Source organism: Pseudomonas sp. Mb7 (assembly GCF_054790525.1).
Genome location: NZ_CP186501.1, coordinates 3,110,092 through 3,134,238 on the forward strand (window position 1 = coordinate 3,110,092; position 24,147 = coordinate 3,134,238).

Consider the following 24,147-nt stretch of genomic DNA (forward strand, 5'->3'; position numbering starts at 1 on the left):
TTTGAGTATAGGTGTGTCAATTGAGCCTGATTTTGGATGTACCGGCCTCATCGCTGGCAAGCCAGCTCCCACAAGGATTTCCAGCAGCCGCAGATTTTGTGATCGCCTCAGAACCTGTGGGAGCTGGCTTGCCAGCGATAAGGCCATCAGCAACACCCCAAAAACTCTAACCATCACTGCCATCGATATTCACCATCGCCACGATTGCCTTCCGCCCACCGCCCATCAAAGGCACGATTGACCCATCCGAAACACAACGAGGAGTTCACAACATGATTCACACCCACGTCACACTCTCCGTGAGTTTCCCGGTGTTCGGCAGCAACTATTACGACCAGCACGCCGTGTCGCATAAGGCTCAAGCGCTGGTGTTCAACAAAGATTTCGAAGATCTGCTGATGCCCGCCGCCACGAATCATTTCAACAATGAAGTGGTCGGCATCAACGATCAGTTCCGTTTTCTGAGCGACATTCTCGCCACCCATTTGCTGGACATCGAGGCCTCTGTGCCTGCGCGATCCAGCGTCCGGGCGAGCGCTCATTTTTAATTGCAACAGGCACAAAAAAGCCCACTGGCCGTATCGGCGCAGCGGGCTTTTTCACATCAGGATTGCGCCGTTCAGCGCTTCCAGCACTCGGCGTAACGCGAGCAGACGTTGTACTGCGCATCCATTTTGGCCATACGGTCGAGATGGCGTATGACGGTTTCGCCCATGACCTCCTTGGACGACTGGAAGTAGTACGTGATCATGCCGGTTTCCATGTCGGCCTGCACCGCATTGCCACGCTTGCCGGAAGTACCATCGACGGCAGACCATTCTTTCAAGCGCTTGTCGTCGATACTGCGCAGACGTTTGCGATACTCGTCGCTGGAACGGGTGATCGCCTCGCTGGGAATCGCGGAACCCTCAATGTTGAAGGCGTCTAGATTCTGACGGTACAGCGCCCAGTAATCGTCTGGCAGTTCAAAGCCCATTTTCGCCTTGCGCTCGCTGACCAGCGAATCGAGTTTTTCCGGCGTAAACGTCGTCGCGGCGCGCGTCTTCGCGTCGGACTTCAACACCACGAAGAGGCTGCCATTGACGATGCGGTCGATCATGACCGTCCGCTCCGGCGTATCCGGCAGCAGCACTGGCGGCTTGGGAAAGATCGGGTTGCGCCCGGCACAGGCCGCCAGCCCCTCGCGTTTCATCGGGAGCGGCGTGCGTACGTCCTTGCCATCGATGCGCTGCACGCGCTGCATCAGCGTCGAACACTGGCGGCCCTTGAGGTCGAAGGTCAGCTCATATTCTGTATCGCGCTGAGGTTTGAAGCTGAAACCCGACCCGCACACGGCATAACCGGTCTGGGTGTTGACCTTCAGGTACATTTCCTTGTCGGGCGGCAGCTTGATTTCCAGGTAGCTCTTGGCCTTTTCCGGGGGCGCCACGCTCATGCCCACCCGGCGCGCACTGTCGACGATGAACAGGTTGTTGAGCAAGCCGGTGGTCTGGCCATCGCAATGCTCTGCATCGTAATAATCCACCGACGCGTTATCGGTGCTGGCGACAAAGCGCAGCTTAGCGGCATCAGGTGCGACCGAATCCTGATAGGTTCCCAACTGGGTGCACCCCGACAGCAGCAGGCCCGACAGAACTGCACTGATAACAACGGGTATACGGCGCGACAGCAAAGCCACAGACATGATCATCCTTGGGGGAGAAGGGGAAAAAAAACGGCGATGCTACTGAATTGCCATCATTGCGTCCACTCCCCCGCGTCTGCGCGACTGTTCTACTAATGGGGCGCGCAGAACTCAGTCAATCATCATCCCGATCGCGGTAGTAGCGACGCCCGTCGCGACGATCATCGCGGTCGTCCCAGCGCCGGTCGTGGTCGTAATTGCGGCCATGATCGCGGTCGTAATGCCGGCCATGGCGGTGGTCATCATCAAAATCCGCGACACAGCCGCCGAGCAATACGGCGGCGGTCACGGTCAGCAGTATTGTTGTTGCACGCTTCATTCAACACTTCCCTAAAACCAAGGTCTTGACGACGGAATCGGCGACGCTGCCCGCGCCTTCAGGACGCGGTGCGCGCAGCCGCAGATACGACCGGGCAAAACGCCTTTGATTCAGTGGCCACTATCGACCGTTTGTCGCCCAGCCCGCGCTGACCGAGCGGCGGCGAAACGCCACCTATACTCCTTGCAACCAAGCACCACGCAATGGATCTGCGCCCTCAATAACAACAAGCAGAGGTGGACCATGGTCTGGCAGCAAATTTACGACCCGTTCGGCAACCCGGTGATCTCCACGCTCATGGCCGCCGTACCGGTGGTGGTGATGCTTGCGGCGCTGGCGTTCTTCCACGTCAAGGCGCATCTCGCGGCGCTGCTGGCGCTGGCGTCCGCCCTGCTGATTTCGATTTTTGCCTTCGGCATGCCGGCGAGCATGGCCGGTTCTGCGGCGTTGTTCGGTGCGGCGAATGGCTTGCTGCCAATCGGCTGGATCGTCCTCAACATCATCTTTCTGCACCGTCTGACCACCGAGAACGGCTCGTTCAAAGTGCTGCAGGATTCCCTTGCGCGGATCACCGATGACCGCCGTTTGCAGTTGTTGCTGATCGCGTTCTGCTTCGGTGCGTTTTTCGAAGGTGCGGCGGGGTTCGGCACGCCGGTAGCGGTGACCGGGGCGATTCTGATCGGGCTGGGGTTTTCGCCGTTGGCCGCGTCAGGTCTGGCGCTGATCGCCAACACCGCGCCGGTGGCATTCGGCGCACTCGGTACGCCGATCATCACGCTGGCCAAAGTTACCGGGCTGGATGAAATGGAACTGTCGATGATGGTTGGTCGGCAGTTGCCGTTTTTCTCGGTGCTAGTGCCGTTCTGGCTGATCTGGGCCTTCGCCGGGTGGCGCAAGATGCTGGAGATCTGGCCGGCGATTCTGGTGGCCGGCGTCAGCTTCGCGATCCCGCAATTTCTGGTGTCGAACTACCACGGCCCAATGTTGGTGGACGTGATCGCCGCGCTGATTTCCATGGCCTGTCTGACGCTGTTTTTGAAGGTATGGAAACCGGCGACCATTCACACCTCGGCAGCGCTTTCGGGGCGCGTCGACAATTCCAAAGTCGAGGAAGAAAAAATCACTGCCAGCGCCGCGTTCAGCGATCAGGCGCGCCCGGCGGTGATGCGCGCGTGGATGCCGTGGATCATCCTCACCGTATTCGTTTTTGCCTGGGGCACTCAAGGCTTCAAGAATATGTTCGACACCCGGCCCGCGATTGATCCGGTCACCCAGTCGGCCAAGCTTGATCCCGCTGGCAAACCGCTGCGCGAGGCCAACCCGATTTTCGCCCCGGCGGTGACGTTCACCAGCCTGCACCTGCAAATCGAAAAAGTCCCGCCCGTGGTTGCCGCGCCGAAAGCGGAAGAAGCGGTGTACAAATTCACTTGGCTGACCGCCACCGGCAGCGGGATTCTGCTGGCAGCAATTGTCGGCGGTTTGCTGATGGGCTATTCCATCCCGCAACTGATCAAGCAGTACCTGCGCACGTTGTGGGTGGTGCGGTTTTCGTTGATCACCATTGCGGCGATGCTGGCGCTGGGGTTTCTCACGCGCTACTCGGGACTCGACGCGACCATGGGTCTGGCGTTTGCGGCGACGGGGATTTTCTATCCGATGTTTGGCACGTTGCTCGGTTGGCTGGGTGTAGCGTTGACCGGTTCGGATACCGCGTCAAACGTGTTGTTTGGCGGCTTGCAGCGGGTAACGTCGGAACAGCTCGGGATCAGTCCGATCCTGATGGCGGCGGCGAACAGCTCCGGCGGGGTGATGGGCAAAATGGTCGATGCGCAATCGATCGTGGTCGCCTCCACCGCGACCCGTTGGTACGGGCATGAAGGCGAGATTCTGCGCTATGTGTTCTTCCACTCGATTGTGTTGGCAATTCTTGTCGGCGGGCTGGTGACGTTGCAGGCGTATGTGGCGCCGTTTACCTCGATGGTGGTGGGCGGGCATTAGTCCGGCCGAACACATTTCAAATGTGGGAGCGAGCCTGCTCGCGAAAGCGGCCGGTCAGGCAATGAAGATTTTGGCTGGGCCGACCTCTTCGCGAGCAGGCTCGCTCCCACAGGGATGTATGTAAGGCAGAAGATTGATGAGCTGTGCGCATAACTCTATAGCGCAAATCCGACAAAACCTTTTCCTCTTTCCGGCAGTCACTCCTTAACGAGACCGGCGATGACGCTGGCTGCCCGCTTGGGCCATTCACGACCCTGCTGCCCTGATGAAGAGAGAAAAGGAATCGAACCATGACGATTTCCCGACGCGGATTTCTGATCCTCGGCGCCGTGACCGCCACTGCCTTCGCGATGCCGCCGTTTATCAGCCTCAAGGCCTATGCGGCCAACCTGGAGCAACCGGCCATGAGCAAAGTGACGATCAACGTCAACGGCAAGCCGCGTGCGCTTGACGTCGACACCCGCACGACCCTGCTCGATGCCTTGCGCGAGCACCTGCACCTGAGCGGCACCAAAAAAGGCTGCGACCACGGCCAGTGCGGCGCCTGCACGGTGATCGCCGATGGTCGACGCATCAACTCTTGCCTGACCCTGGCGGTAATGCACGAAGGCAGCGAGATCACCACCATCGAAGGCCTCGGCATGCCGGACAATCTGCACCCGATGCAGGCCGCATTCATCAAGCACGACGGCTATCAGTGCGGCTATTGCACACCGGGGCAGATTTGCTCGGCGGTGTCAGTGATCAAGGAAATCCGCGACGGTATCCCCAGCCACGTCAGTGAGAGCCTCACCGAGGCGCCGCAGTTGATCGCCAGAGAGTTTCAGGAGCGCATGAGCGGCAATATCTGCCGCTGCGGTGCCTACTCGAACATCATAGAAGCCATTACCGAAGTCGCGGAGGTACCGGCATGAGACCGTTCAATTACAGCCGCGCCGACTCCCCCGCCGCTGCCGCTGCGCAAGCCGCACAGGTCGAAGGCGCACGCTTCATCGCTGGCGGCACCAACCTGCTGGACTTGATGAAACTCGACATCGAAACCCCGCTGCACCTGATCGACGTCAACCACCTCGGCCTGGATCAGATCGAAGCCACGCCCGAGGGCGGCTTGCGCATCGGCGCACTGGTGCGCAACACCGATCTGGCGGCCGATATGCGCGTGCGGAAAGACTACGCCCTCCTCTCGCGCGCCTTGCTCGCCGGGGCTTCCGGACAGTTGCGCAACATGGCGAGCACCGCCGGCAACCTGCTGCAACGCACGCGCTGCCCGTATTTCTACGACACCCATCAAGCCTGCAACAAACACAATCCCGGCAGCGGTTGCGCGGCGATTGGCGGGGTCAGTCGGCAACTCGGCATCATCGGCGTCAGCGACGCGTGCATCGCCACGCACCCGAGTGACATGGCAATTGCCATGCGTGCCCTCGATGCGCAGATTGACACGGTGAAACCCGACGGCAGCACCCGCAGCATCGCCATGGCCGACTTTCACCAGTTGCCCGGTACCACGCCGAACATCGAAACCAGCCTGACGCCCGGCGAGTTCATCACCTCGGTGACACTGCCCGCGCCCGTCGGCGGCACCCACATTTATCACAAGGTGCGTGATCGTTCGTCCTACGCATTCGCGCTGGTCTCGGTCGGCCTGATCCTGCAAAAAGACGGCAGCGGCCGCGTTGCGGTCGGCGGTATCGCGCCGAAACCGTGGCGGGTTGAAGCGGCCGAAGCGCTGCTGCCAAAAGGCGCCAAAGCCGTCAGCGAACGCCTGCTCGACGGCGCCACGCCGACCCACGACAACCAGTTCAAACTGACCCTGGTCGAGCGCACGCTCGGCTCGGTGTTGGCGCAAGCGAGGGATGAAGCATGAAATTCGACACGCCCGCCACCACCAACCCAATCGACCAGTTGAAGGTCATCGGCCAACCCACCGAGCGCATCGAAGGGCCGTTGAAAACCTGCGGCCAGGCCACGTATGCCTACGAGCAGCATGAAGCGGCCGCCAATCAGGCCTACGGTGTCATGGTCGATGCGGCCATCGCCAAAGGGCGGATCAAAGCCATTCATCTGGACGCGGCGAAAGCCGCGCCGGGCGTGCTGGCGATTGTCACCGCCGCGAATGCCGGCAAGCTCGACAAGGGTCAATACAACGCCGCCCACCTGCTCGCCGGTCCCGAAGTGCAGCATTATCAGCAAGCCGTCGCGCTGGTCGTCGCTGAGACCTTCGAACAGGCCCGCGCCGCCGCGCAACGGGTCAAGGTCGATTATGAAACCACCGAAGGCAAATTCGATCTGGCCAGCGTGAAAGACTTGGGCGTCGAGCCGAAAGACGAGTTGCCCGACGTCAATCATGGTGACTTCGACAAGGCCTTTGCCGCCGCGCCAGTGCAGTTCGATCAGACTTACACCACCCCGGACCAGTCCCACGCGATGATGGAACCCCACGCGACATTGGCAGCGTGGAAAGGCGATCAACTGACGTTGTGGACCTCCAACCAGATGGTCGCGTGGAGTGTCGGCGACATTGCGAAAACTCTCGGCCTACCGAAGGAAAAAGTTCGTTTGGTTTCGCCGTATATCGGTGGCGGTTTCGGCGGCAAGCTGTTCATCCGCGCCGACGCGATTCTTGCCGCCCTCGGTGCGCGCATGGCTGGCCGACCGGTGAAGGTGGCCCTCGCCCGCCCGCAGATGGCCAACAACACCACGCACCGTCCGGCGACAATTCAGCGCATCCGCATGGGCGCCACGGCGGACGGCAAGCTCACCGCCATCGCTCACGAAGGCTGGTCGGGCAACCTTGCCGACGGCAAGGTCGAACTCGCCGCACAACCGAGCCAGTTGCTGTACGCCGCCGAAAACCGTCGCGTGAGCATGCGCCTCGCGCCGCTCGATTTGCCCGAAGGCAACGCCATGCGTGCGCCGGGTGAAGCACCGGGGTTGATGGTGCTGGAAATCGCCATGGACGAGATGGCCGAGCAACTGAAGATGGACCCGGTGCAATTCCGCATTCTCAACGATACGCAGGTCGATCCTGTGAAGACCGAACGGCCGTTTTCCCAGCGGCAATTGATCAAGTGCCTGCAGACCGGGGCCGAGAAATTTGGCTGGGATCAGCGCAAGGCTCAACCGGGCAGCCGTCGTGAAGGTCGCTGGCTGATCGGCATGGGCGTGGCGGCGGCGTTTCGCAACAACCTGCTGGTCAAGTCCGGCGCCCGCGTTCATTTGGAGCGTGACGGCAAGATTGTTGTGGAAACCGACATGACCGATATCGGCACCGGCAGCTATACGATCATCGCGCAGACTGCCGCCGAGATGATGGGCGTTGGCCTCGACGCGGTGGTGGTGCGGCTGGGTGACTCGAACTTCCCCGTGTCGGCCGGCTCCGGCGGCCAGTTCGGCGGTAACTGCTCGACCTCCGGGGTCTATGCCGCGTGCGTAAAACTGCGCGAAGCAGTGGCGAGCAAACTGGGGCTGGCGGCGGACCAGGCCAAATTCATCGACGGTCAGGTGCGCGTCGGCAGCAAGAGCGTGCCATTGCGCAACGCGGCTGAAGGCGGCGCGCTGGTCGGCGAGGACAGCATCGAGTTCGGTGATCTGGCCGAGAAGTATCAGCAGTCGACCTTCGGCGCACATTTCGTCGAAGTCGCCGTCGACGCGGCCACCGGTGAAGTACGCGTGCGACGCATGCTCGCGGTGTGCGCGGCGGGACGGATTCTCAACCCCACTTCGGCGCGCAGTCAGGTGATCGGTGCGATGACCATGGGCGTCGGTGCAGCGTTGATGGAAGAGTTGGCGGTGGACAAGAAACTTGGGTTTTTCGTCAACCATGATCTGGCCGGGTACGAGGTGCCGGTGCATGCCGACATTCCGCATCAGGAGGTGATTTTCCTCGATGAGACCGATCCGCTGTCTTCGCCGATGAAGGCCAAGGGTGTCGGTGAGTTGGGGATTTGCGGGGTCAGTGCGGCGGTGGCGAATGCTATTTACAATGCTACGGGGGCTAGGGTGCGGGAGTATCCAATCACCCTCGATAAAATCCTCTCTTCACTGCCGGAGATGATCTAAACGCCTGAAAAGAGCCCCTCACCCTAGCCCTCTCCCAGAGGGAGAGGGGACCGATCCGGGGATATTTGAGGGCTGCACCGACGTGAACGTCTTGCTGTGAATCCATAATCGACACGGCACTTTCAGGTCGGAGTGCTGTGAATCCGTAATCGACACGGCACTTTCAGGTCGGAGTGCTGTGAATCCGTAATCGACACGGCACTTTCAGGTCGAAGTGCTGTGAATCCGTAATCGACACGGCACTTTCAGGTCGAAGTGCTGTGAACCCGTAATCGACACGGCACTTTCAGGTCGAAGTGCTGTGAACCCATAATCGACTCGGTCTCTCAGGTCGATGTATGGCGCAAGACACCTCGGTCGGCCCCCTCTCCCTCCGGGAGAGGGCTGGGGTGAGGGAAATCAGGTGGCGCACCAGCATGGGGTGCTAGTGCGCTACCAACAGCTTTCAGTCAGCTCGCGGATATTGCTCATCAATCACCTGCTCCATCCAATCCGCGACTTTGCCATCGAGCACTTCAGCAATCGCGATATGAGTCATCGCCGTGCCGGGCGCCGCACCGTGCCAATGCTTGGCCCCCGGCGCAATCCACACGGTATCCCCTGGACGAATCTCACGAACCGGCTGCCCCCACTCCTGCACAAACCCGGAACCGGCCGTGACGATCAAGGTCTGTCCCAACGGATGTGTATGCCACGCGGTGCGCGCGCCCGGCTCAAACGTCACCGTCGCACCACTGACCCGCGCTGCTTCGGTGCCTTTGAACGGCGCATCGACCCGCACAGTGCCGGTGAACCAGTCCGTTGGGCCCTTGGCCGAAGGTTGCGAACCATTCGGTGTGACGGTCACTCGTGGTGTTTCATTGGCCTGCACCTCACCCGCTAACAGGGAAAGGGTCAATGCAGAAGCGGCAATCGGGTTCATGGCGGTTCCTCCGGATAAACAATGTCAGCACTCTACCGGCGTCAACTCTTCAGATAATCGACTAGAATTCGAAAAAACTTATGCAGGACACTCATCAATGCTTCGAGAAAACGCCACCGACCTGCTCGCCTTCCTCGCCGTGGCCCGCGAGCGCAGTTTCACCAAGGCCGCGGCCAAGCTCGGTGTCTCGCAGTCCGCGTTGAGCCATACCATCCGCGCACTCGAAGCCCGTTTGGGCCTGCGTCTGCTGACCCGTACCACCCGCAGCGTCTCGCCCACCGAGGCTGGCGAGCACCTGTTGCAAACCATCGGCCCGCGCTTCGAAGAGATCGAAGTGGAACTGGCGGCACTGAGCAATCTACGTGACACCCCGGCGGGCAAGATCCGCCTCAACGCCACCGATCATTCGCTGGACTGGCTGCTGCGCCCGGTGCTCAAATCCTTTCTGCCGCAGTACCCGGACATCAGCGTCGAGGTGAGCTGCGACTATGGTTTCGTCGACATCGCCGGCCAGGGTTTCGACGCCGGCGTGCGCCTGGGCGAAGACGTCGCGCAAGGCATGATCGCCACCCGCATCGGCCCCGACATGCGCATGGCGGTGGTCGGTTCACCGGCCTATTTTGCCAAACGCACCAAGCCGCAAACGCCCCGCGACCTGACCGACCACGCCTGCAACAACCTGCGTCTGCCGACCAATGGCGGGTTGTACAGCTGGGAGTTCGAGAAGGATGGCGAAAGCCTGAAAGTGCGGGTCTCCGGGCAAATCACCTTGAACGGTGTCTACCCGTTGCTCGACGCTGCGCTGGACGGTTTCGGCCTGAGTTACATCCCGGAAAACATCGTTGCGCCGTATCTGGCCGACGGTCGTTTGCGGCAAGTGCTGGAGGATTGGTGCCCGACATTTTCCGGTTATCACCTGTATTACCCGAGCCGGCGTCAGGCTGCGCCGGCGTTTGCGTTGTTGCTGGAGGCGTTGCGCTATCGCGGCTGAGCGCCGTCTACGAGATCGATTATCCCGCTGCTAACGCAATCAACTGATGCCGCTGCGCATCGGTGAGCATCGGCCCGAACCCGGCCTTGGCGTTATCGGCCATATAGCGCGGATTGCCCGTGCCCGGGATCACGCAAGTCACCGCCGAATGCGAGAGCAGAAACTTCAACGCCAATTGTGGCCAACTGTTGACCTGCACATCCGACACCCAGCCCGGCAGCGATTTGCCTTTGAGCCGGGCCAGCAGTCCCCCGCCACCGAACGGCCGATTACAGATCACCGCGACGCCACGTTCGCGGCACAAAGGCAAAATACGTTTCTCCACGCCTCGGTCATCGAGGGCGTAGTTGATTTGCAGAAAATCCAGTGGCTCGGACTTCAGCACCGCTTCGACTTCGTCGTAGGCCGAGGGTGTGTAATGGGTGATGCCGATGTAACGGATGCGCCCCTGGGCTTTCCATTCACGTAGGGTCGGCAGGTGGGTTTGCCAGTCGAGCAGGTTGTGGATCTGCATCAGGTCGATGCGTTCGGTGCGCAGCAGGCTGAACGACTGCTCCATCTGCGCGATGCCTTCCTTGCGCCCGCGCGTCCACACCTTGGTCGCCAGAAATGCTGGCGAACGCGGTTCGTGGATCGATAGCAGTTCACCGGCAGTCTGTTCGGCGCGGCCATACATCGGTGAACTGTCGATCAGCGTGCCGCCCTTTTTGAACAGCTCATCGAGCACCGCCGGCAATTGCCGATAGGCCGGGTCACCGGGCGCGACGTCAAAGCCGCGATAGGTACCCAGGCCCACGATTGGCAGCGACTCGGCACTGGACGGGATGGCACGGGTCTGCATGGTTTGGCCTCCGGTGGTCGCGGACGTGGTGGTTGTGGCCAGCGCCCGATCAAAGGTGAAGACCGCCGAAACCCCGGCAGCCAGCGTGAGCAATCGGCGACGGGAGTAACCCTCAGTGTGGCTCATGCTGGTTCCCCTGTTGCGTTGATCTGTTGCATGTTGTGTGTGCGAGCGGCCCGGTTGCAGGGCTGAACTACACTGCGACAGCGATCCTTCACACACCGTTAAAAGTAGCCGAATGTCCCGAACCCTGATGTCACTCGTCGCATTGATCGTTGCCGTGTACCTGGTGCTGTGCGCGGCGCTGTTCTTTTTTCAGCGCTCGCTGATCTATTTTCCGCAGCCCAATGCCGTCAGCGGCAGCGACTCACAACTGATCCTGTCGATGCCGGACGCGCGGGTTTCAGTGATCACCCGCGAGCGCGTCGGGCCACGGGCGCTGATCTATTTCGGCGGCAATGCCGAGGACGTGTCGCGCAATCTGCCGGAGTTTGCCGAGGCGTTTCCCGATTACGCGGTGTATCTGCTCAACTACCGCGGTTTCGGTGGCAGCGGCGGTTCACCGTCGGAAGCGGCGATTGCCGAGGATGCCTTGGCACTTTTTGATCAGGTGTACGCCAGCCACCCGCAGGTTTCGCTCATTGGCCGCAGCCTGGGATCGGGCGTCGCGGTGCGTCTGGCCAGTCAGCGGCCGCTGCAACATTTGATTCTGGTGACGCCTTACAACAGCCTTGAAGAAATCGCGGCGCGGCAATACCCGTGGGTGCCGGTGAAGTGGTTGCTCAAGGAGCGATTTGAGTCCGGCAAGTACGCCGCGCATATCCGCGTGCCGACGTTGCTGCTGGCAGCCAGTGACGACGAGGTGATCCCTCGCGCCAGCACCCAGCGTTTGCTGGAAAGTTTCCCGCAAGGCGTGGCGATGCTCAGAGTGGTACCGGAGTCAGGGCATAACTCGATTTCCGACCGTGCGCAGTATTTGCAGTGGATGGGGGATCTGTTGAATCGCTAATGAGGATTCACCCGTGCTTTTTGTGTTGGCTGGGCGAACGCTATCGCTGGCAAGCCAGCTCCCACAGTTTTTGCGGTGAACACAATTTTTGTGTACGGCTCCGTCCCCTGTGGGAGCTGGCTTGCCAGCGATGAGGCCAGTCCAACCACGCTTAATCTTCCTGAAACATGCAGCAAGTCGTCGCCCCACAATAAACCCCCTCCCCGCCCCTTGAACCAAGTCGAAAAAGACCAGTCCTACTCGCGCCGCTTTCTGCGGTTCACTCAACTTTTGCGCTGTCCTCCTTCAGAGCTGCCCGTCTCATGCGCCACGCCGTTCGTTCGTCTCGCTTCGTTTCGCTGTGCCTGCTGATCCTTTCACCGCTGTTCGCTGAAACCGCCCATGCCGGTGCGGAGCGACAACTGGTGGCTGCCATCAACGACTATCGTGCCCATCCGCAGCGCTGCGATCGACGCCCGGCGCAACGTCTGGCGCCGTTGGTGCTGAAGTCGAACCTGGCCTTGCCGATCGGTTATCGCTACGCCGGTGGCATGCGTGAAGCGCTGAAGTCGTCCGGGTATTCCGCCATCGCGGTGCGCAGTATTCGCGTGATTGGGGCCGAGGACGCCGAAGAGGCCTTCGACTTGCTGCAAGACGAACACTGCGCCGCGCTGCTGGATGCGAGCTACGCCGACATCGGTGTCAGTCGTTCGCGTAATGAATGGCAAGTGGTGTTGGCGCAACCGGTGCTCGACAGCCGTGTCGGCGATAACCGCAGCGTCGGCAAGGCCTTGCTCGCTGAGGTAAACGCCGCGCGCGCCCGGCCACGGATGTGCGGACGCCAGCGCTTCGCCGCCGCCCGGCCGTTGAGCTGGAACGCAGCACTGGGCGCAGCCGCGCAGGGGCACAGCAAAGCCATGGCTTACGGCAACTACTTCGCCCACCGCGATCCGGACGGCGACCTGCCTGCCGACCGCGCCCGGGCGGCCGGCTATCGCGGTCGGCAGATCGGCGAAAACATTGCTGCCGGACAGAGTTCACCGGGCAAGGCCATGGCTGGATGGCTGGCCAGCCCTGGGCACTGCGCCAATCTGATGAATCCGATGTTTACCCAGGTCGGCGCCGGGTTTGCCAGTGAGACGCGCAGTGACGAAGGGGTTTACTGGACGATGGTGTTTGGCGCGCAGTGACTGGCAGCGTCCAGTGCCAATTTCAATAGTTCCTTGCGCAGCATTGAGGGTGCCCGCACGGCCAATCCGCCCTGCCAGTCGAGTGGCAACAAGCGATTGAGCTTTTGCTGGCTGACCTCGGCTGGCGCCAGAAAGCAGCTTTCGCGGTCGCGGATACTGATCACATTCAGCAGCCAGTCATCGCCCTGCTCTGCCATCCAGCAATTGATCATCGGCCGGTGCTTTTGCAGCAAGGTGTCGGCATCCCAAACAGTCATTTGCGCGAAAAAGCATGGCAGGTTGCTCTCGGGTTTCATCCGTTTCGAGTCGGCTGCCAATGCAGCGGCAAGGTTCGACTCGATGTTGGCCTGGCACTCGAGAAAATATTGCCGAGGCCAGTCTGCCGGCAGTTTTGCCCGTGAAGCGAGGTCGGCGTAAGCCTCGATGTCCGCTGGCGTGGTCATCTGTCCGGTGAAATTCTGCGTGTTGTCGAGAATCGCGGTGGCCAGCAAAGCGGCACTTTGCACGCTGATCTGCAGCAGCACACCGGCCGCCTGCCAGCGCTGAAAAACCTGAGTTGCCGCCGCGCCGATCGGGCGAATATCGGCAGCAGACCCAAGCTTCTGCGCCCAGTAATGCTCGTACCCCGGATGATGATCGATGACTTCCACCACCCGTTCGAGCACCACCAACGGGTCGAAATGGTGATAGTCCGAGACATCGACCAGGACAAACTCATCGTCCAGCGTCGGCTGGCAATCGTCAAAAGCAGCAGCCCAGCCGAGCACGGTGTGCGAAACGCTGGCGTTGGGTTGTGCGCTGCTCATGGCGCGGGCGGGAATGCCTCGCAGATTGAGCAGTTCTGCATAAGCGATGCAGCAGGCGTAGGCGTCGATGTCCAGATAGGACGCGCCGGAGGTGATGATTTTCATGGGCCGGCAAAATCGCACATTTTCATGACGTTGTGGTGACAGCGAAAAGATCGCAGCCTCCGGCAGCTCCTACACAGGATTTATGGTTTCCCTGTAGGAGTTGCCGAAGGCTGCGATCTTTTCATCTTCAAGCCGCCCGCTGCCCTCCCGCGACCATCGCCGAAGCCGCCAGCATCGCCCGCAACAACACCGCACACCCGGCCGCCAGATCATCCGGCGCGGCGTTCTCGATTTCGTTGTGGCTGATGCCGCCTTCGCACGGCACGAAGATCATCCCGGCCGGGCCGAGTTCGGCGAGAAAAATCGCGTCATGGCCGGCGCCGCTGACGATGTCCATATTCGACAAGCCAAGCCCTTTTGCTGCGCTGCGCACCGCTTCCACACAGCCTTTTTCGAAGTACAGCGGCGGGAAGTCCGCGGTCGGGGTCAGTTCATAAGTCAGGCCGTGTTCTTCGCAGGTGGCGTTGATGACTTGCTTTACTTCAGCGATCATCGAGTCCAGACGCGCCGGTTCCAGATGACGGAAGTCGAGGGTCATGCGCACTTCGCCAGGAATGACGTTGCGCGAACCGGGATAGGCTTGCAGGCAGCCGACGGTGCCGCAGGCATGCGGCTGGTGGCCGAGGGCGGCGCGGTTGACGGCGCCGACGATCACCGAAGCGCCGACCAGTGCATCTTTGCGCAGGTGCATCGGCGTCGGGCCGGCATGCGCTTCGACGCCGCGAAGTTTGAGGTCGAACCACTTCTGCCCCAGAGCACCGAGCACCACGCCGATGGTTTTCTGTTCGTCTTCGAGGATCGGGCCTTGTTCGATGTGCGCCTCGAAATAGGCGCCGACCTTATGCCCGCTGACCTTGCGCGGGCCAGCGTAGCCGATCGCGTTGAGCGCTTCGCCAACGGTGACGCCGTCGGCATCGACTTTGGCGAGGGTTTCTTCGAGGGTGAATTTCTCGGCGAACACACCGGAGCCCATCATGCATGGGGCGAAGCGTGAGCCTTCTTCGTTGGTCCAGACCACCACTTCCAGCGGCGCTTCGGTTTCCACACCGAGGTCGTTGAGCGTGCGCAGGACTTCAACACCGGCGAGCACACCGAAGCATCCGTCGAACTTGCCGCCGGTGGGCTGGGTGTCGATGTGGCTGCCGGTCATTACCGGCGGCAGGTTGGGATTGCGCCCCGGGCGGCGGGCAAAGATGTTGCCGACGGCATCGACCGTGACGCTGCATCCGGCGTCCTTGCACCATTGCACGAAGAGGTCGCGGGCCTGGCGGTCGAGATCGGTCAGGGCCAGGCGACAGACACCGCCCTTGACCGTGGCGCCGAGCTTGGCCAGCTCCATGAGCGACGCCCATAAGCGGTCGCGGTTGATGTGCTGATGGGTTGATTGCAGAACGTCTACGGCTGCGTTCATGGGGATCTCCTCAGGCTGCTTTTCCTATGGATACTGCTGTGGTGTCTGTCAGGCCGACATCGCTGGCAAGCCAGCTCCCACAGGTTTTGGGTTGAACACACAATTTGTGTACGACTCAATCCTTGTGGGAGCTGGCTTGCCAGCGATGGGGCCCTCACTTACACCGCTGATTTAACGACCGAAGGCTGCGCACGCATCACGCACAACCCGTAATAAATAATCCCGCCCAGCGCCGAGCCGGTGAACCAGCCATAGCTGTAGAACCAGCTGAACGCATCGCTACCCAGCGACAGCAAGGTCAGCACCACCGGCACACCGAACGCGAGAAACCCGGCCCAGTTCCACGCCGGATAGACGTCGTCGCGGTATAAACCGGCCAGGTCCAGTTGCTGTTTCTTGATCAGGAAATAGTCCACCACCATGATCCCGGCGATCGGCCCGAGCAGGCTCGAATAACCCAGCAGCCAGTTGGAATACACGGTTTCCAGGCTGACATCGGAGACGATCAAACCGAGTTTTTTCAGCAATTCATGACCCATCAGCAACAGTCCGACAAACCCGGTCAGCAACACCGCTTTGGTGCGGTTGATGACCTTCGGTGCGATGTTCTGGAAGTCGTTGGTCGGTGAGACGATGTTCGCGGCAGTGTTGGTCGACAACGTGGCGATAATGATCAGCGCCATGGCCACCGCGACCCACACTGGGCTCTGGATATGACCGATCAGAGTGACCGGATCGGAGACGGTGACACCGACCAGTTTCACCGAAGCGGCGGTCATGATCACGCCCAGCGATGCAAACAAAAACATCGTCAGCGGCAGGCCGAAAATCTGCCCGAGGATCTGATCCTTCTGGCTCTTGGCATAACGGCTGAAGTCAGGAATGTTCAGCGACAACGTGGCCCAGAAACCGACCATTGCGGTCAGCCCGGCGGCGAAGTAACTGACCACACTGGCGCCCTCCGGACGTTTAGCCGGAATCGCCAGCAGCTCGGTCATCGACACATTGGGCATCGCCCACACCAGCAGCCCGATGCCGACCGCCACCAACAGCGGCGCCGACAAGGTTTCCAGCCACTTGATCGACTCGGCACCGCGAATCACCACCCACAGATTCAACGCCCAGAACACCATGAAGCCAATCACCTCCCCCGTGCCGCCGAGGGATTTCCAGCCCTCGAACACCGAGCCGAGAAACAGGTGAATCGCCAGCCCGCCAAACATCGTCTGAATGCCGAACCAGCCACACGCCACCAGTGCGCGAATCAGGCACGGCACGTTGGAGCCGAGAATGCCGAACGACGAGCGCAGCAACACCGGAAACGGGATGCCGTACTTGGTGCCGGGGAAAGCGTTAAGTGTCAGCGGAATCAGCACGATGACGTTGGCGAACAGAATCGCCAGCAGCGCTTCACCGACGCTCAAGCCGAAGTACGCCGTGAGCACGCCACCGAGGGTATAAGTCGGCACACAGATCGACATGCCGACCCATAGCGCGGTGATGTGCCACTTGTTCCAGGTACGTTCGCGCACCTTGGTCGGTGCCATGTCGTGGTTGTAACGGGGACTGTCGAGGACGTCGCTGCCGGCTTCAAGCTCGAACAAGCCGTCGCGCTCGGTCACTTGCGATCTGATCTGTTGCATGGCCGCTCCACTGTTCTTCTGATTATTTTTTTGCTCATCAGGCGGCTGCACCCGAGGGTACGAACCGGACGATGGCCGGAGGAACTGACAACTTTCGTGCACCGGCCATGGTGTCAGCGGCGGCATCAATAAACGTGCCGGGTGCCCCGCTTACGCATCGGGCGGTGTTTCAAACGCTTTGCAACTTTCTGATATTCATCAGTTTTAATTATTCACCGGATGAGTTCGCGGAAACTTGTCTGGGTGCTCAGGCTAAACACTTGGCAAGTTGTCCGAACAGACAGGACTCAATCTGGTGCACTGCATTTATTTTCACCGTGAGCGAGCAACCGCAGCTCAACTTCAAGCGGCTGATTTCACATAGGAAATCTTGCTCATATTTCCATCCTGTCAAGTGCGTCAAAATGGTGAACGGCCTCACCATTTTGGTGATTTATAGTTTTTATTCTTATTTTTCATACACTTAAAACAGTCATAAGCTTATAAAAAATAATCTTGATCTATTGCAAATCTGCGACTAGCTTCTATTCCTGACAGCGCTGACAGGAATACGACCTGCAACGCTGTACATCAATAAAACATCTAGAACCGGCACAAGTCGGTCAATGCCTGCGAGGAACTCGGAATGTCTCTGTTGATCCGTGGCGCCACCGTTGTTACCCATGATGAAAGTTATCGCGCCGACGTCTATTGTGCCGACGGCGTGATCAAAGCCATCGGTGAAAACCTTGATGTTCCCGCCGGCGCCGAAGTCCTCGACGGCAGCGGGCAATACCTGATGCCTGGCGGCATAGATCCGCACACGCACATGCAACTACCGTTCATGGGCACCGTGGCCAGCGAAGATTTCTATAGCGGCACGGCGGCCGGTCTGGCCGGCGGCACCACGTCGATCATCGATTTTGTGATTCCCAATCCGCAGCAGTCGCTGATGGAAGCCTTTCATCAGTGGCGCGGCTGGGCGGAAAAGTCGGCTTCCGACTATGGCTTCCACGTCGCAATCACCTGGTGGAGCGAGCAGGTGCGTGAGGAAATGGCCGAGCTGGTCAGCCATCACGGGATCAACAGCTTCAAGCATTTCATGGCTTACAAGAACGCAATCATGGCCGCCGACGACACGCTGGTGGCGAGTTTCGAGCGCTGCCTGGAACTCGGCGCGGTGCCGACCGTGCACGCGGAAAACGGCGAGCTGGTTTATCACTTGCAACGCAAGTTGATGGCCCAGGGCATCACCGGGCCGGAGGCGCATCCGCTGTCGCGGCCCTCGCAGGTTGAAGGTGAAGCGGCGAGCCGGGCGATTCGTATTGCTGAAACCATCGGCACGCCGTTGTATCTGGTGCACGTTTCGACCAAGGAAGCCCTCGACGAAATCACTTATGCGCGCAGCAAGGGCCAACCGGTTTATGGCGAAGTCCTCGCCGGGCATTTGCTGCTCGACGACAGCGTCTATCAACACCCGGACTGGCAGACCGCTGCCGGTTACGTGATGAGCCCGCCGTTCCGTCCGCGGGGTCATCAAGAGGCGCTGTGGCACGGACTGCAAAATGGCAATCTGCACACCACCGCGACTGACCATTGCTGCTTCTGCGCCGAGCAAAAAGCCGCCGGGCGCGATGACTTCAGCAAGATTCCCAACGGTACGGCGGGTATCGAAGATCGCATGGCAGTGCTTTGGGATGAGGGGGTTAACTCCGGGCGTTTGTCGATGCAGGATTTCGTCGCCCTCACCTCCACCAACACCGCGAAGATCTTCAACCTGTATCCACGCAAAGGCGCGATTCGTGTGGGTGCCGATGCCGACTTGGTGCTGTGGGATCCGCAAGGCACCCGGACCATTTCCGCCAAGACCCACCATCAGCAGGTGGACTTCAACATCTTCGAAGGCAAGACCGTGCGCGGTGTGCCGAGCCATACCGTCAGCCAGGGCCGGGTGGTCTGGGCCGATGGCGACCTGCGCGCCGAGCGCGGGGCCGGGCGGTACATCGAACGGCCGGCGTATCCGGCGGTGTTTGATTTGCTGAGCAAGCGGGCTGAGCGGCACAAGCCGACTGCTGTGAAACGCTGAAAGCGGCCTTCGGCCTATCGCTGGCAAGCCAGCTCCCACAGGGATCTGTGGTGCTCACAAAACCTTGTGGGAGCTGGCTTGCCAGCGATGAGGCCATCCCGAACGCCACAAAAACCACTGCCCGATAGAGGCAGAGAACCTCAATAACCGTGAGGCACAAAACCGTGATCGAGACCCTGAACCATCTCCCCCACCCGCACGAAAGCGCGGCCGCCCTCGCCGGGCATTTCACCGATTTAGCGCCGCCGCTCAATGCCCGGCAGGCGCATCTGGAAGCCTCGCGCTGCCTGTATTGCTACGACGCGCCGTGCGTCAACGCGTGCCCCAGCGAGATCAACATCCCGTCGTTCATACGCAACATTCATCAGGACAACGTCCCCGGTGCTGCGCAGAAAATCCTCTCGGCGAACATCCTCGGTGGCAGTTGCGCGAGGGTGTGTCCGACGGAAATCCTTTGCCAGCAAGCCTGCGTGCGCAACAACGCTCAGGAATGCGCGCCGGTGCTGATCGGCCTGCTGCAACGCTACGCCGTGGACAACGCGCACTTCAGCGAGCACCCGTTCCAGCGCGCGGCTGCCAGCGGCAAACGCATCGCCGTGGTCGGTGCCGGGCCGGCCGGTTTGTCCTGTGCGCATCGCAGCGCCATGCACGGCCATGACGTGGTGATTTTCGAAGCTCGGGAAAAGGCTGGCGGCCTCAATGAATACGGAATCGCCAAGTACAAACTGGTCGACGACTACGCGCAGAAGGAACTGGATTTCCTTCTGCAGATCGGCGGCATCGAGATTCGTCACGGGCACAAGCTCGGCGAGAATCTGACGCTGAGTGAACTGCATCAGCAGTTCGACGCGGTGTTCCTCGGCCTCGGCCTCAACGCAAGCAAGCAACTCGGTTTGGCCCACGAAGATGCCCCCGGCCTGCTCGCTGCCACCGACTACATTCGCGAATTGCGCCAGGCCGATGACCTCACGCAACTGCCACTGGCCGAACGCTGCATCGTCCTTGGCGCCGGTAACACCGCGATCGACATGGCCGTGCAAATGGCCCGCCTCGGTGCCCGCGACGTCAATCTGGTGTATCGCCGTGGCGCCGCCGACATGGGCGCCACCGGTCATGAACAGGACATCGCCAAAGCCAACCAAGTACGTCTGCTGACCTGGGCGCAACCGGAAGAGGTGCTGCTCGACGCTCAGGGCCAGGTGCGCGGCATGCGTTTCGCCCGCACCGATCTTGTCGACGGTCGCCTGCAAACCACCGGCGAAACTTTCGAGCTGGCCGCTGATGCGATCTTCAAAGCCATCGGTCAGGCCTTCGACGGCAGCGCCCTCGCCGACCCGTTGGCCCGTGAACTCAAGCGTCAGGGCGAACGCATCTACGTCGATGAAAACCTGCGCACCAGCATCCCCGGCGTGTATGCCGGCGGCGACTGCACCAGCCTCGATCAGGACCTCACCGTGCAAGCCGTGCAGCACGGCAAACGCGCCGCCGAGGCGATCAATGCTCAACTGATGCTTAACGTGGAGGCTGCGTAAATGGCCGATCTGTCGATTGTCTTCGCTGGCATCAAAGCGCCGAATCCTTTCTGGCTGGCCTCTGCGCCACCGACCGACAAAGCTTACAACGTGGTCCGCGCCTTCGAAGCGGGCTGGGGTGGCGTGGTCTGGAAAACCCTCGGAGAGGATCCGGCGGCGGTCAACGTGTCGTCGCGTTACTCGGCGCACTACGGCAATAACCGTGAAGTGCTGGGCATCAACAACATCGAGCTGATCACCGACCGTTCGCTGGAAATCAACCTGCGCGAAATCACTCAGGTGAAGAAGGACTGGCCGGATCGCGCGCTGATCGTTTCGCTGATGGTGCCGTGCGTGGAGGAATCGTGGAAACACATTCTGCCGCTGGTGGAAGCCACCGGCGCTGACGGTATCGAGCTGAATTTCGGCTGCCCGCACGGCATGCCCGAGCGTGGCATGGGGGCGGCGGTCGGTCAGGTGCCGGAGTACGTCGAACAGGTCACGCGCTGGTGCAAGACCTATTGCTCGCTGCCGGTGATCGTCAAACTGACGCCGAACATCACCGACATCCGCGTCGCCGCCCGCGCCGCCCATCGCGGCGGTGCCGATGCAGTGTCGCTGATCAATACGATCAACTCGATCACCAGCGTCGACCTGGAACACATGGTCGCCCTGCCCACCGTCGGCAGCAAAAGCACCCACGGCGGTTATTGCGGCTCGGCCGTGAAGCCGATTGCGCTGAACATGGTCGCCGAAATCGCCCGCGATCCGCAGACCCAGGGCTTGCCGATCTGCGGGATTGGCGGCATCGGCAGTTGGCGCGATGCCGCGGAATTCATGGCGCTGGGCAGCGGCGCAGTGCAGGTGTGCACGGCGGCGATGCTGCATGGTTTCCGCATTGTCGAAGAGATGAAGGATGGGTTGTCGCGGTGGATGGACAGTCAGGGTTACGCCAGCATCGCCGAGTTTTCCGGGCGCGCGGTGGGCAATACCACGGACTGGAAGTACCTCGATATCAACTATCAGGTGATCGCCAAGATTGATCAGGACGCGTGCATTGGTTGCGGGCGTTGCCACATTGCTTGTGAGGACACTTCACACCAGGCGATCAGCAGTCTGAAGCAGGCGGACGGCACGCATAAATATGAAGTGATTGATGAGGAGTGTGTGGGCTGCAATCTGTGCCAGATCACGTGTCCGGTGGCGGACTGTATCGAGATGGTGCCGATGGAGACTGGGAAGCCGTTTCTGGACTGGAATCATGATCCGCGGAATCCGTATCACGTTGCGGTCTAGCCCCTCACCCTAACCCTCTCCCAAAGGGAGAGGGGACTGATTGGGGGATGCTTCAGAAATCCACCGACGTGAACGATTTGCTTTGAATCCATAGTCGAAACAGCCACAGGCTCGGACGGCTTTGAATCCGCAATCGACTCGGTTCTTCAGGTCGATGTAACTCGAAAGACACCTCGGTCGGCCCCCTCTCCCTCCGGGAGAGGGCTGGGGTGAGGGTCTGCTTCTAGGGCTCCAGCCCGATCCCACGCAATATCACACTGGTAACGGTCTGCACCGCCCGCTCAAACTGCATATCCGACAACGGCTGATGCTCATTCAGAATATTCACCTGATGATCAAAGTCGGCATAGTGCTGCGTCGACGCCCAGATCATGTACAGCAAACTCGACGGTTCCACCGGCAGAATCCGCTTGTCCTCGACCCACTGACGAATCTTCGCTTCCTTCATTTTCGCCCAGTCATACAGGCTGACATCCAGCGCCTCGCCCAACGTTGGCGCGCCGTGGATGATCTCGTTGGCCCAGACTTTCGAGCCGTACGGTCGGCTGCGCGAGTGGTTCATCTTGGCGCGGATGTAGCTGCTCAGCACCACGCGCGGATCGTCGAACATCTCAAAGCACAGCGCATCCTGTTTCCATACTTCCAGCAGATCGAACAGCACCGCGCTGTACAGCTCGCTCTTGGTGCTGAAGTAGTAATGCAGGTTGGAGCGCGGCAGTTGCACTTCAGCCGCGATGTCGGCCATGGCCGTGCCGCCGAAGCCTTTTTCGGCGAAGACTTTTTCCGCCGCGAGGAGAATTTTCTCGACGTTGTTGCGACGAATCTCGATCTTGTGATTGCCCATGAGGGCTCCCTGACAACAGCGTTGCCCAAGACTAGCATCCGCTCTGGTCCGCGGGCGACCGCTGCAAACAAAACTTCGTACTGGCGTGAGCGGATGGCTAAACTGACGCTTCTTCACTCCTGCCTCAGAGGTATTCGCGATGCTGTTCAAGAACGTCCTGACCACCACTGCCCTGCTCGCTTCACTGTTCGCCGCATCTTCCGTATTTGCCCACGCCCACCTGAAAAGCCAGATCCCGGCCGCCGATAGCACAGTCGCAGCTCCCGCCGATTTGCGCCTGACCTTTTCCGAAGGTGTCGAGGCCAGTTTCACCAAAGTCACGTTGACTCGCGATGGCGCACCGGTCGCGGTCAAACCGCTGACCACCGAGGGCGACAAGAAAACCCTGATCGTTACCCCCGCAGCTCCTTTGAGCGCCGGCGAGTACAAAGTCGAATGGCACGCAGTGTCTGTCGACACGCACACAAGCGAAGGCGCCTACCAGTTCAAGGTGAGTCAGTAATTCATGAGTGAAGCGCTGGTGCTGTGCCGCTTTGTGCATTTCATCGTGGTGTTGATGCTGTTCGGGGCCTGGTTGTTCAGGCCGTTGCTGCTCAAGGATGAAGCGCCGCAAGTGGACCGGCACCTGGCGCGACTGGCGCGTTGGCTGGCGACTGTGGCACTGCTCAGCGGAATTGCCTGGGCGCTGTTGATCACCGCGAGCATGGCCGGTTCGGCAGCGGCGGCGTTTGACCCAGACACGGTTGCGCTGGTGCTGGGTCATACGTTTTTTGGTCAGGTATGGCGCTGGCATCTGCTGATCAATGCCGCGCTGTTGGCGCTGTTGTTCACGCCTTGGCGTTCGAGCATGCCGTTGCGTTTGGGCTTGAGCGCATTGTTGCTCGCGACCCTGGCACCGGTCGGGCATGGTGCGATGCTCGATGGTTTGAGCGGGCAATTGCTGATTCTCAACCAGATCGTTCATCTGACCTGCGTGGCGGCGTGGTTGGGCGGGTTGTTGATGCTGGTGCTGATTCTGCGTCAGCCGACGGAGCCGATGCGTGAAATTTTGCGGCGCTTCAGCGGGATCGGTTATGCCTTGGTCGCGGGGTTGCTGATTACGGGTTTGATTAACGTCCGCGTGCTGACCGGCCAGTGGTGGCCGACGCCATTGTTCAGCGGGTTTGCGTTGATTCTGCTGATCAAGGCGCTGCTGGTGTTGGCCATGCTCGGATTGGCGCTGTTCAACCGCTTGCGGGTTGAGGATTGCGAACAGCGGATGGGCGCGCTCAAGCGCAGTGTGATGCTGGAATGGTTACTCGGCATTGGTGCCGTAGCCGCCGTATCCCTGCTCGGCACGCTACCGCCGATGATCACAACCTGAAACACGATCCCCCTGTGGGAGCTGGCTTGCCAGCGATGTCGGTGTGTCAGGAACAGATATTTCGGATATGCCGACGTCATCGCTGGCAAGCCAGCTCCCACAGGGTTA

The 24,147-nt window shown here is 60.5% G+C and carries 21 protein-coding genes; 13 read left to right on the forward strand and 8 right to left on the reverse strand.

All coding sequences use genetic code 11. The features are described 5' to 3' along the window. Positions 1 to 272: 272 nt before the first annotated feature. Positions 273 to 548 (forward strand): hypothetical protein, encoded by a 276-nt coding sequence (locus tag ACOYXH_RS13930; RefSeq protein ID WP_099756559.1) that lies wholly within the window; start codon positions 273 to 275, stop codon positions 546 to 548. 71 nt (positions 549 to 619) lie between these two features. Here ACOYXH_RS13930 and ACOYXH_RS13935 read toward each other — a convergent pair whose 3' ends face one another. Both ACOYXH_RS13935 and ACOYXH_RS13940 read right to left on the reverse strand, forming a co-directional pair. Beyond that, the gene (locus ACOYXH_RS13935) at positions 620 to 1,684 is read right to left on the reverse strand and encodes a hypothetical protein (protein WP_095047968.1); all 1,065 of its coding nucleotides are present in this window, start codon (positions 1,682 to 1,684) and stop codon (positions 620 to 622) included. A 115-nt stretch (positions 1,685 to 1,799) separates the two neighbouring features. Further along, the gene (locus tag ACOYXH_RS13940; RefSeq protein WP_095124556.1) at positions 1,800 to 2,003 is read right to left on the reverse strand and encodes a hypothetical protein; all 204 of its coding nucleotides are present in this window, start codon (positions 2,001 to 2,003) and stop codon (positions 1,800 to 1,802) included. 243 nt (positions 2,004 to 2,246) lie between these two features. Here ACOYXH_RS13940 and ACOYXH_RS13945 point away from each other — a divergent pair, with 243 nt between their 5' ends. The 4 genes from ACOYXH_RS13945 to paoC all read left to right on the forward strand — a co-directional run bounded on the left by ACOYXH_RS13945 (position 2,247) and on the right by paoC (position 8,063). Further along, positions 2,247 to 4,001, forward strand: a complete 1,755-nt coding sequence (locus ACOYXH_RS13945) for an L-lactate permease (protein ID WP_095047969.1) — start codon at positions 2,247 to 2,249, stop codon at positions 3,999 to 4,001. Positions 4,002 to 4,291: 290 nt separating this feature from the next. Further along, positions 4,292 to 4,915, forward strand: a complete 624-nt coding sequence (paoA, locus tag ACOYXH_RS13950; RefSeq protein ID WP_093440843.1) for an aldehyde dehydrogenase iron-sulfur subunit PaoA — start codon at positions 4,292 to 4,294, stop codon at positions 4,913 to 4,915. Next, positions 4,912 to 5,868: an FAD binding domain-containing protein gene (locus tag ACOYXH_RS13955; protein WP_460410826.1), complete on the forward strand. Its 957-nt coding sequence runs from the start codon at positions 4,912 to 4,914 to the stop codon at positions 5,866 to 5,868. Before paoA ends, ACOYXH_RS13955 begins: the two co-directional genes overlap by 4 nt. Then, positions 5,865 to 8,063: an aldehyde oxidoreductase molybdenum-binding subunit PaoC gene (gene paoC / locus ACOYXH_RS13960; protein WP_220556428.1), complete on the forward strand. Its 2,199-nt coding sequence runs from the start codon at positions 5,865 to 5,867 to the stop codon at positions 8,061 to 8,063. The genes ACOYXH_RS13955 and paoC overlap by 4 nt, the downstream gene beginning before the upstream one ends. A gap of 445 nt (positions 8,064 to 8,508) precedes the next feature. On the opposite strand, the gene ACOYXH_RS13965 is transcribed toward paoC, so the two are convergent. Then, positions 8,509 to 8,985 (reverse strand): (R)-mandelonitrile lyase, encoded by a 477-nt coding sequence (locus ACOYXH_RS13965; protein WP_460410828.1) that lies wholly within the window; start codon positions 8,983 to 8,985, stop codon positions 8,509 to 8,511. Positions 8,986 to 9,082: 97 nt separating this feature from the next. On the opposite strand from ACOYXH_RS13965, the gene ACOYXH_RS13970 reads away from it, so the two are divergent. Beyond that, on the forward strand, positions 9,083 to 9,976 hold the full coding sequence (locus ACOYXH_RS13970; protein WP_460410830.1) for a LysR family transcriptional regulator: 894 nt from the start codon (positions 9,083 to 9,085) through the stop codon (positions 9,974 to 9,976). Between the two features lie 19 nt (positions 9,977 to 9,995). Here ACOYXH_RS13970 and ACOYXH_RS13975 read toward each other — a convergent pair whose 3' ends face one another. After that, complete coding sequence (locus ACOYXH_RS13975) at positions 9,996 to 10,943, reverse strand: aldo/keto reductase (protein ID WP_460410831.1); 948 nt, start codon at positions 10,941 to 10,943, stop codon at positions 9,996 to 9,998. 112 nt (positions 10,944 to 11,055) lie between these two features. Here ACOYXH_RS13975 and ACOYXH_RS13980 point away from each other — a divergent pair, with 112 nt between their 5' ends. Together ACOYXH_RS13980 and ACOYXH_RS13985 are read left to right on the forward strand one after the other, a co-directional pair. After that, a complete protein-coding gene (locus ACOYXH_RS13980) occupies positions 11,056 to 11,826 on the forward strand; it encodes an alpha/beta hydrolase (protein ID WP_320413122.1) in 771 nt (256 codons plus the stop codon). A 302-nt stretch (positions 11,827 to 12,128) separates the two neighbouring features. Beyond that, entirely contained in the window at positions 12,129 to 12,995 is an 867-nt protein-coding gene (locus ACOYXH_RS13985; RefSeq protein WP_095047976.1) for a CAP domain-containing protein, read from the forward strand. Here the strand turns inward: ACOYXH_RS13985 and ACOYXH_RS13990 are convergent. The 3 genes from ACOYXH_RS13990 to ACOYXH_RS14000 form a co-directional block, all read right to left on the reverse strand. Then, entirely contained in the window at positions 12,965 to 13,906 is a 942-nt protein-coding gene (locus ACOYXH_RS13990) for a DHH family phosphoesterase (RefSeq protein ID WP_095124551.1), read from the reverse strand. The two genes, ACOYXH_RS13985 and ACOYXH_RS13990, sit on opposite strands and share 31 nt — an antisense overlap. Positions 13,907 to 14,033: 127 nt before the next feature. Next, complete coding sequence (locus tag ACOYXH_RS13995; RefSeq protein WP_095047978.1) at positions 14,034 to 15,317, reverse strand: Zn-dependent hydrolase; 1,284 nt, start codon at positions 15,315 to 15,317, stop codon at positions 14,034 to 14,036. A gap of 158 nt (positions 15,318 to 15,475) precedes the next feature. Beyond that, positions 15,476 to 16,960 carry an NCS1 family nucleobase:cation symporter-1 gene (locus ACOYXH_RS14000; RefSeq protein ID WP_095047979.1) on the reverse strand — a complete coding sequence of 495 codons (1,485 nt, stop codon included), beginning with the start codon at positions 16,958 to 16,960 and terminating at the stop codon, positions 15,476 to 15,478. 625 nt (positions 16,961 to 17,585) lie between these two features. Here ACOYXH_RS14000 and hydA point away from each other — a divergent pair. From hydA to preA, 3 genes are all read left to right on the forward strand, one after another. Then, positions 17,586 to 19,025 carry a dihydropyrimidinase gene (gene hydA, locus ACOYXH_RS14005; RefSeq protein ID WP_460410832.1) on the forward strand — a complete coding sequence of 480 codons (1,440 nt, stop codon included), beginning with the start codon at positions 17,586 to 17,588 and terminating at the stop codon, positions 19,023 to 19,025. A 164-nt stretch (positions 19,026 to 19,189) separates the two neighbouring features. Then, the gene (locus ACOYXH_RS14010; RefSeq protein WP_460410833.1) at positions 19,190 to 20,557 is read left to right on the forward strand and encodes an NAD(P)-dependent oxidoreductase; all 1,368 of its coding nucleotides are present in this window, start codon (positions 19,190 to 19,192) and stop codon (positions 20,555 to 20,557) included. Next, a complete protein-coding gene (gene preA / locus ACOYXH_RS14015; RefSeq protein WP_093440896.1) occupies positions 20,558 to 21,832 on the forward strand; it encodes an NAD-dependent dihydropyrimidine dehydrogenase subunit PreA in 1,275 nt (424 codons plus the stop codon). A 223-nt stretch (positions 21,833 to 22,055) separates the two neighbouring features. On the opposite strand, the gene ACOYXH_RS14020 is transcribed toward preA, so the two are convergent. After that, the gene (locus tag ACOYXH_RS14020) at positions 22,056 to 22,676 is read right to left on the reverse strand and encodes a TetR/AcrR family transcriptional regulator (RefSeq protein WP_007919317.1); all 621 of its coding nucleotides are present in this window, start codon (positions 22,674 to 22,676) and stop codon (positions 22,056 to 22,058) included. Between the two features lie 139 nt (positions 22,677 to 22,815). Here ACOYXH_RS14020 and copC point away from each other — a divergent pair, with 139 nt between their 5' ends. Both copC and copD read left to right on the forward strand, forming a co-directional pair. Further along, positions 22,816 to 23,178, forward strand: coding sequence for a copper homeostasis periplasmic binding protein CopC (gene copC / locus ACOYXH_RS14025; protein WP_258708422.1), 363 nt, complete (start codon positions 22,816 to 22,818; stop codon positions 23,176 to 23,178). 3 nt (positions 23,179 to 23,181) lie between these two features. Next, entirely contained in the window at positions 23,182 to 24,039 is an 858-nt protein-coding gene (gene copD / locus ACOYXH_RS14030) for a copper homeostasis membrane protein CopD (RefSeq protein WP_460410834.1), read from the forward strand. Positions 24,040 to 24,147: the final 108 nt, after the last annotated feature.

Excerpts from the sequence above, each read along its gene's own strand:
- copD (WP_460410834.1), top strand. The coding sequence starts at position 23,182 with ATGAGTGAAGCGCTGGTGCTGTGCCGCTTTGTGCATTTCATCGTGGTG.
- ACOYXH_RS13940 (WP_095124556.1), bottom strand. The coding sequence starts at position 2,003 with ATGAAGCGTGCAACAACAATACTGCTGACCGTGACCGCCGCCGTATTG.
- paoA (WP_093440843.1), top strand. The coding sequence starts at position 4,292 with ATGACGATTTCCCGACGCGGATTTCTGATCCTCGGCGCCGTGACCGCC.
- preA (WP_093440896.1), top strand. The coding sequence starts at position 20,558 with ATGGCCGATCTGTCGATTGTCTTCGCTGGCATCAAAGCGCCGAATCCT.
- ACOYXH_RS14000 (WP_095047979.1), bottom strand. The coding sequence starts at position 16,960 with ATGCAACAGATCAGATCGCAAGTGACCGAGCGCGACGGCTTGTTCGAG.
- ACOYXH_RS13965 (WP_460410828.1), bottom strand. The coding sequence starts at position 8,985 with ATGAACCCGATTGCCGCTTCTGCATTGACCCTTTCCCTGTTAGCGGGT.
- paoC (WP_220556428.1), top strand. The coding sequence starts at position 5,865 with ATGAAATTCGACACGCCCGCCACCACCAACCCAATCGACCAGTTGAAG.
- ACOYXH_RS14020 (WP_007919317.1), bottom strand. The coding sequence starts at position 22,676 with ATGGGCAATCACAAGATCGAGATTCGTCGCAACAACGTCGAGAAAATT.
- ACOYXH_RS13935 (WP_095047968.1), bottom strand. The coding sequence starts at position 1,684 with ATGTCTGTGGCTTTGCTGTCGCGCCGTATACCCGTTGTTATCAGTGCA.
- ACOYXH_RS13990 (WP_095124551.1), bottom strand. The coding sequence starts at position 13,906 with ATGAAAATCATCACCTCCGGCGCGTCCTATCTGGACATCGACGCCTAC.
- ACOYXH_RS13985 (WP_095047976.1), top strand. The coding sequence starts at position 12,129 with ATGCGCCACGCCGTTCGTTCGTCTCGCTTCGTTTCGCTGTGCCTGCTG.
- ACOYXH_RS13945 (WP_095047969.1), top strand. The coding sequence starts at position 2,247 with ATGGTCTGGCAGCAAATTTACGACCCGTTCGGCAACCCGGTGATCTCC.
- copC (WP_258708422.1), top strand. The coding sequence starts at position 22,816 with ATGCTGTTCAAGAACGTCCTGACCACCACTGCCCTGCTCGCTTCACTG.
- ACOYXH_RS13955 (WP_460410826.1), top strand. The coding sequence starts at position 4,912 with ATGAGACCGTTCAATTACAGCCGCGCCGACTCCCCCGCCGCTGCCGCT.
- ACOYXH_RS13970 (WP_460410830.1), top strand. The coding sequence starts at position 9,083 with ATGCTTCGAGAAAACGCCACCGACCTGCTCGCCTTCCTCGCCGTGGCC.
- hydA (WP_460410832.1), top strand. The coding sequence starts at position 17,586 with ATGTCTCTGTTGATCCGTGGCGCCACCGTTGTTACCCATGATGAAAGT.
- ACOYXH_RS13995 (WP_095047978.1), bottom strand. The coding sequence starts at position 15,317 with ATGAACGCAGCCGTAGACGTTCTGCAATCAACCCATCAGCACATCAAC.
- ACOYXH_RS13930 (WP_099756559.1), top strand. The coding sequence starts at position 273 with ATGATTCACACCCACGTCACACTCTCCGTGAGTTTCCCGGTGTTCGGC.
- ACOYXH_RS13980 (WP_320413122.1), top strand. The coding sequence starts at position 11,056 with ATGTCCCGAACCCTGATGTCACTCGTCGCATTGATCGTTGCCGTGTAC.
- ACOYXH_RS13975 (WP_460410831.1), bottom strand. The coding sequence starts at position 10,943 with ATGAGCCACACTGAGGGTTACTCCCGTCGCCGATTGCTCACGCTGGCT.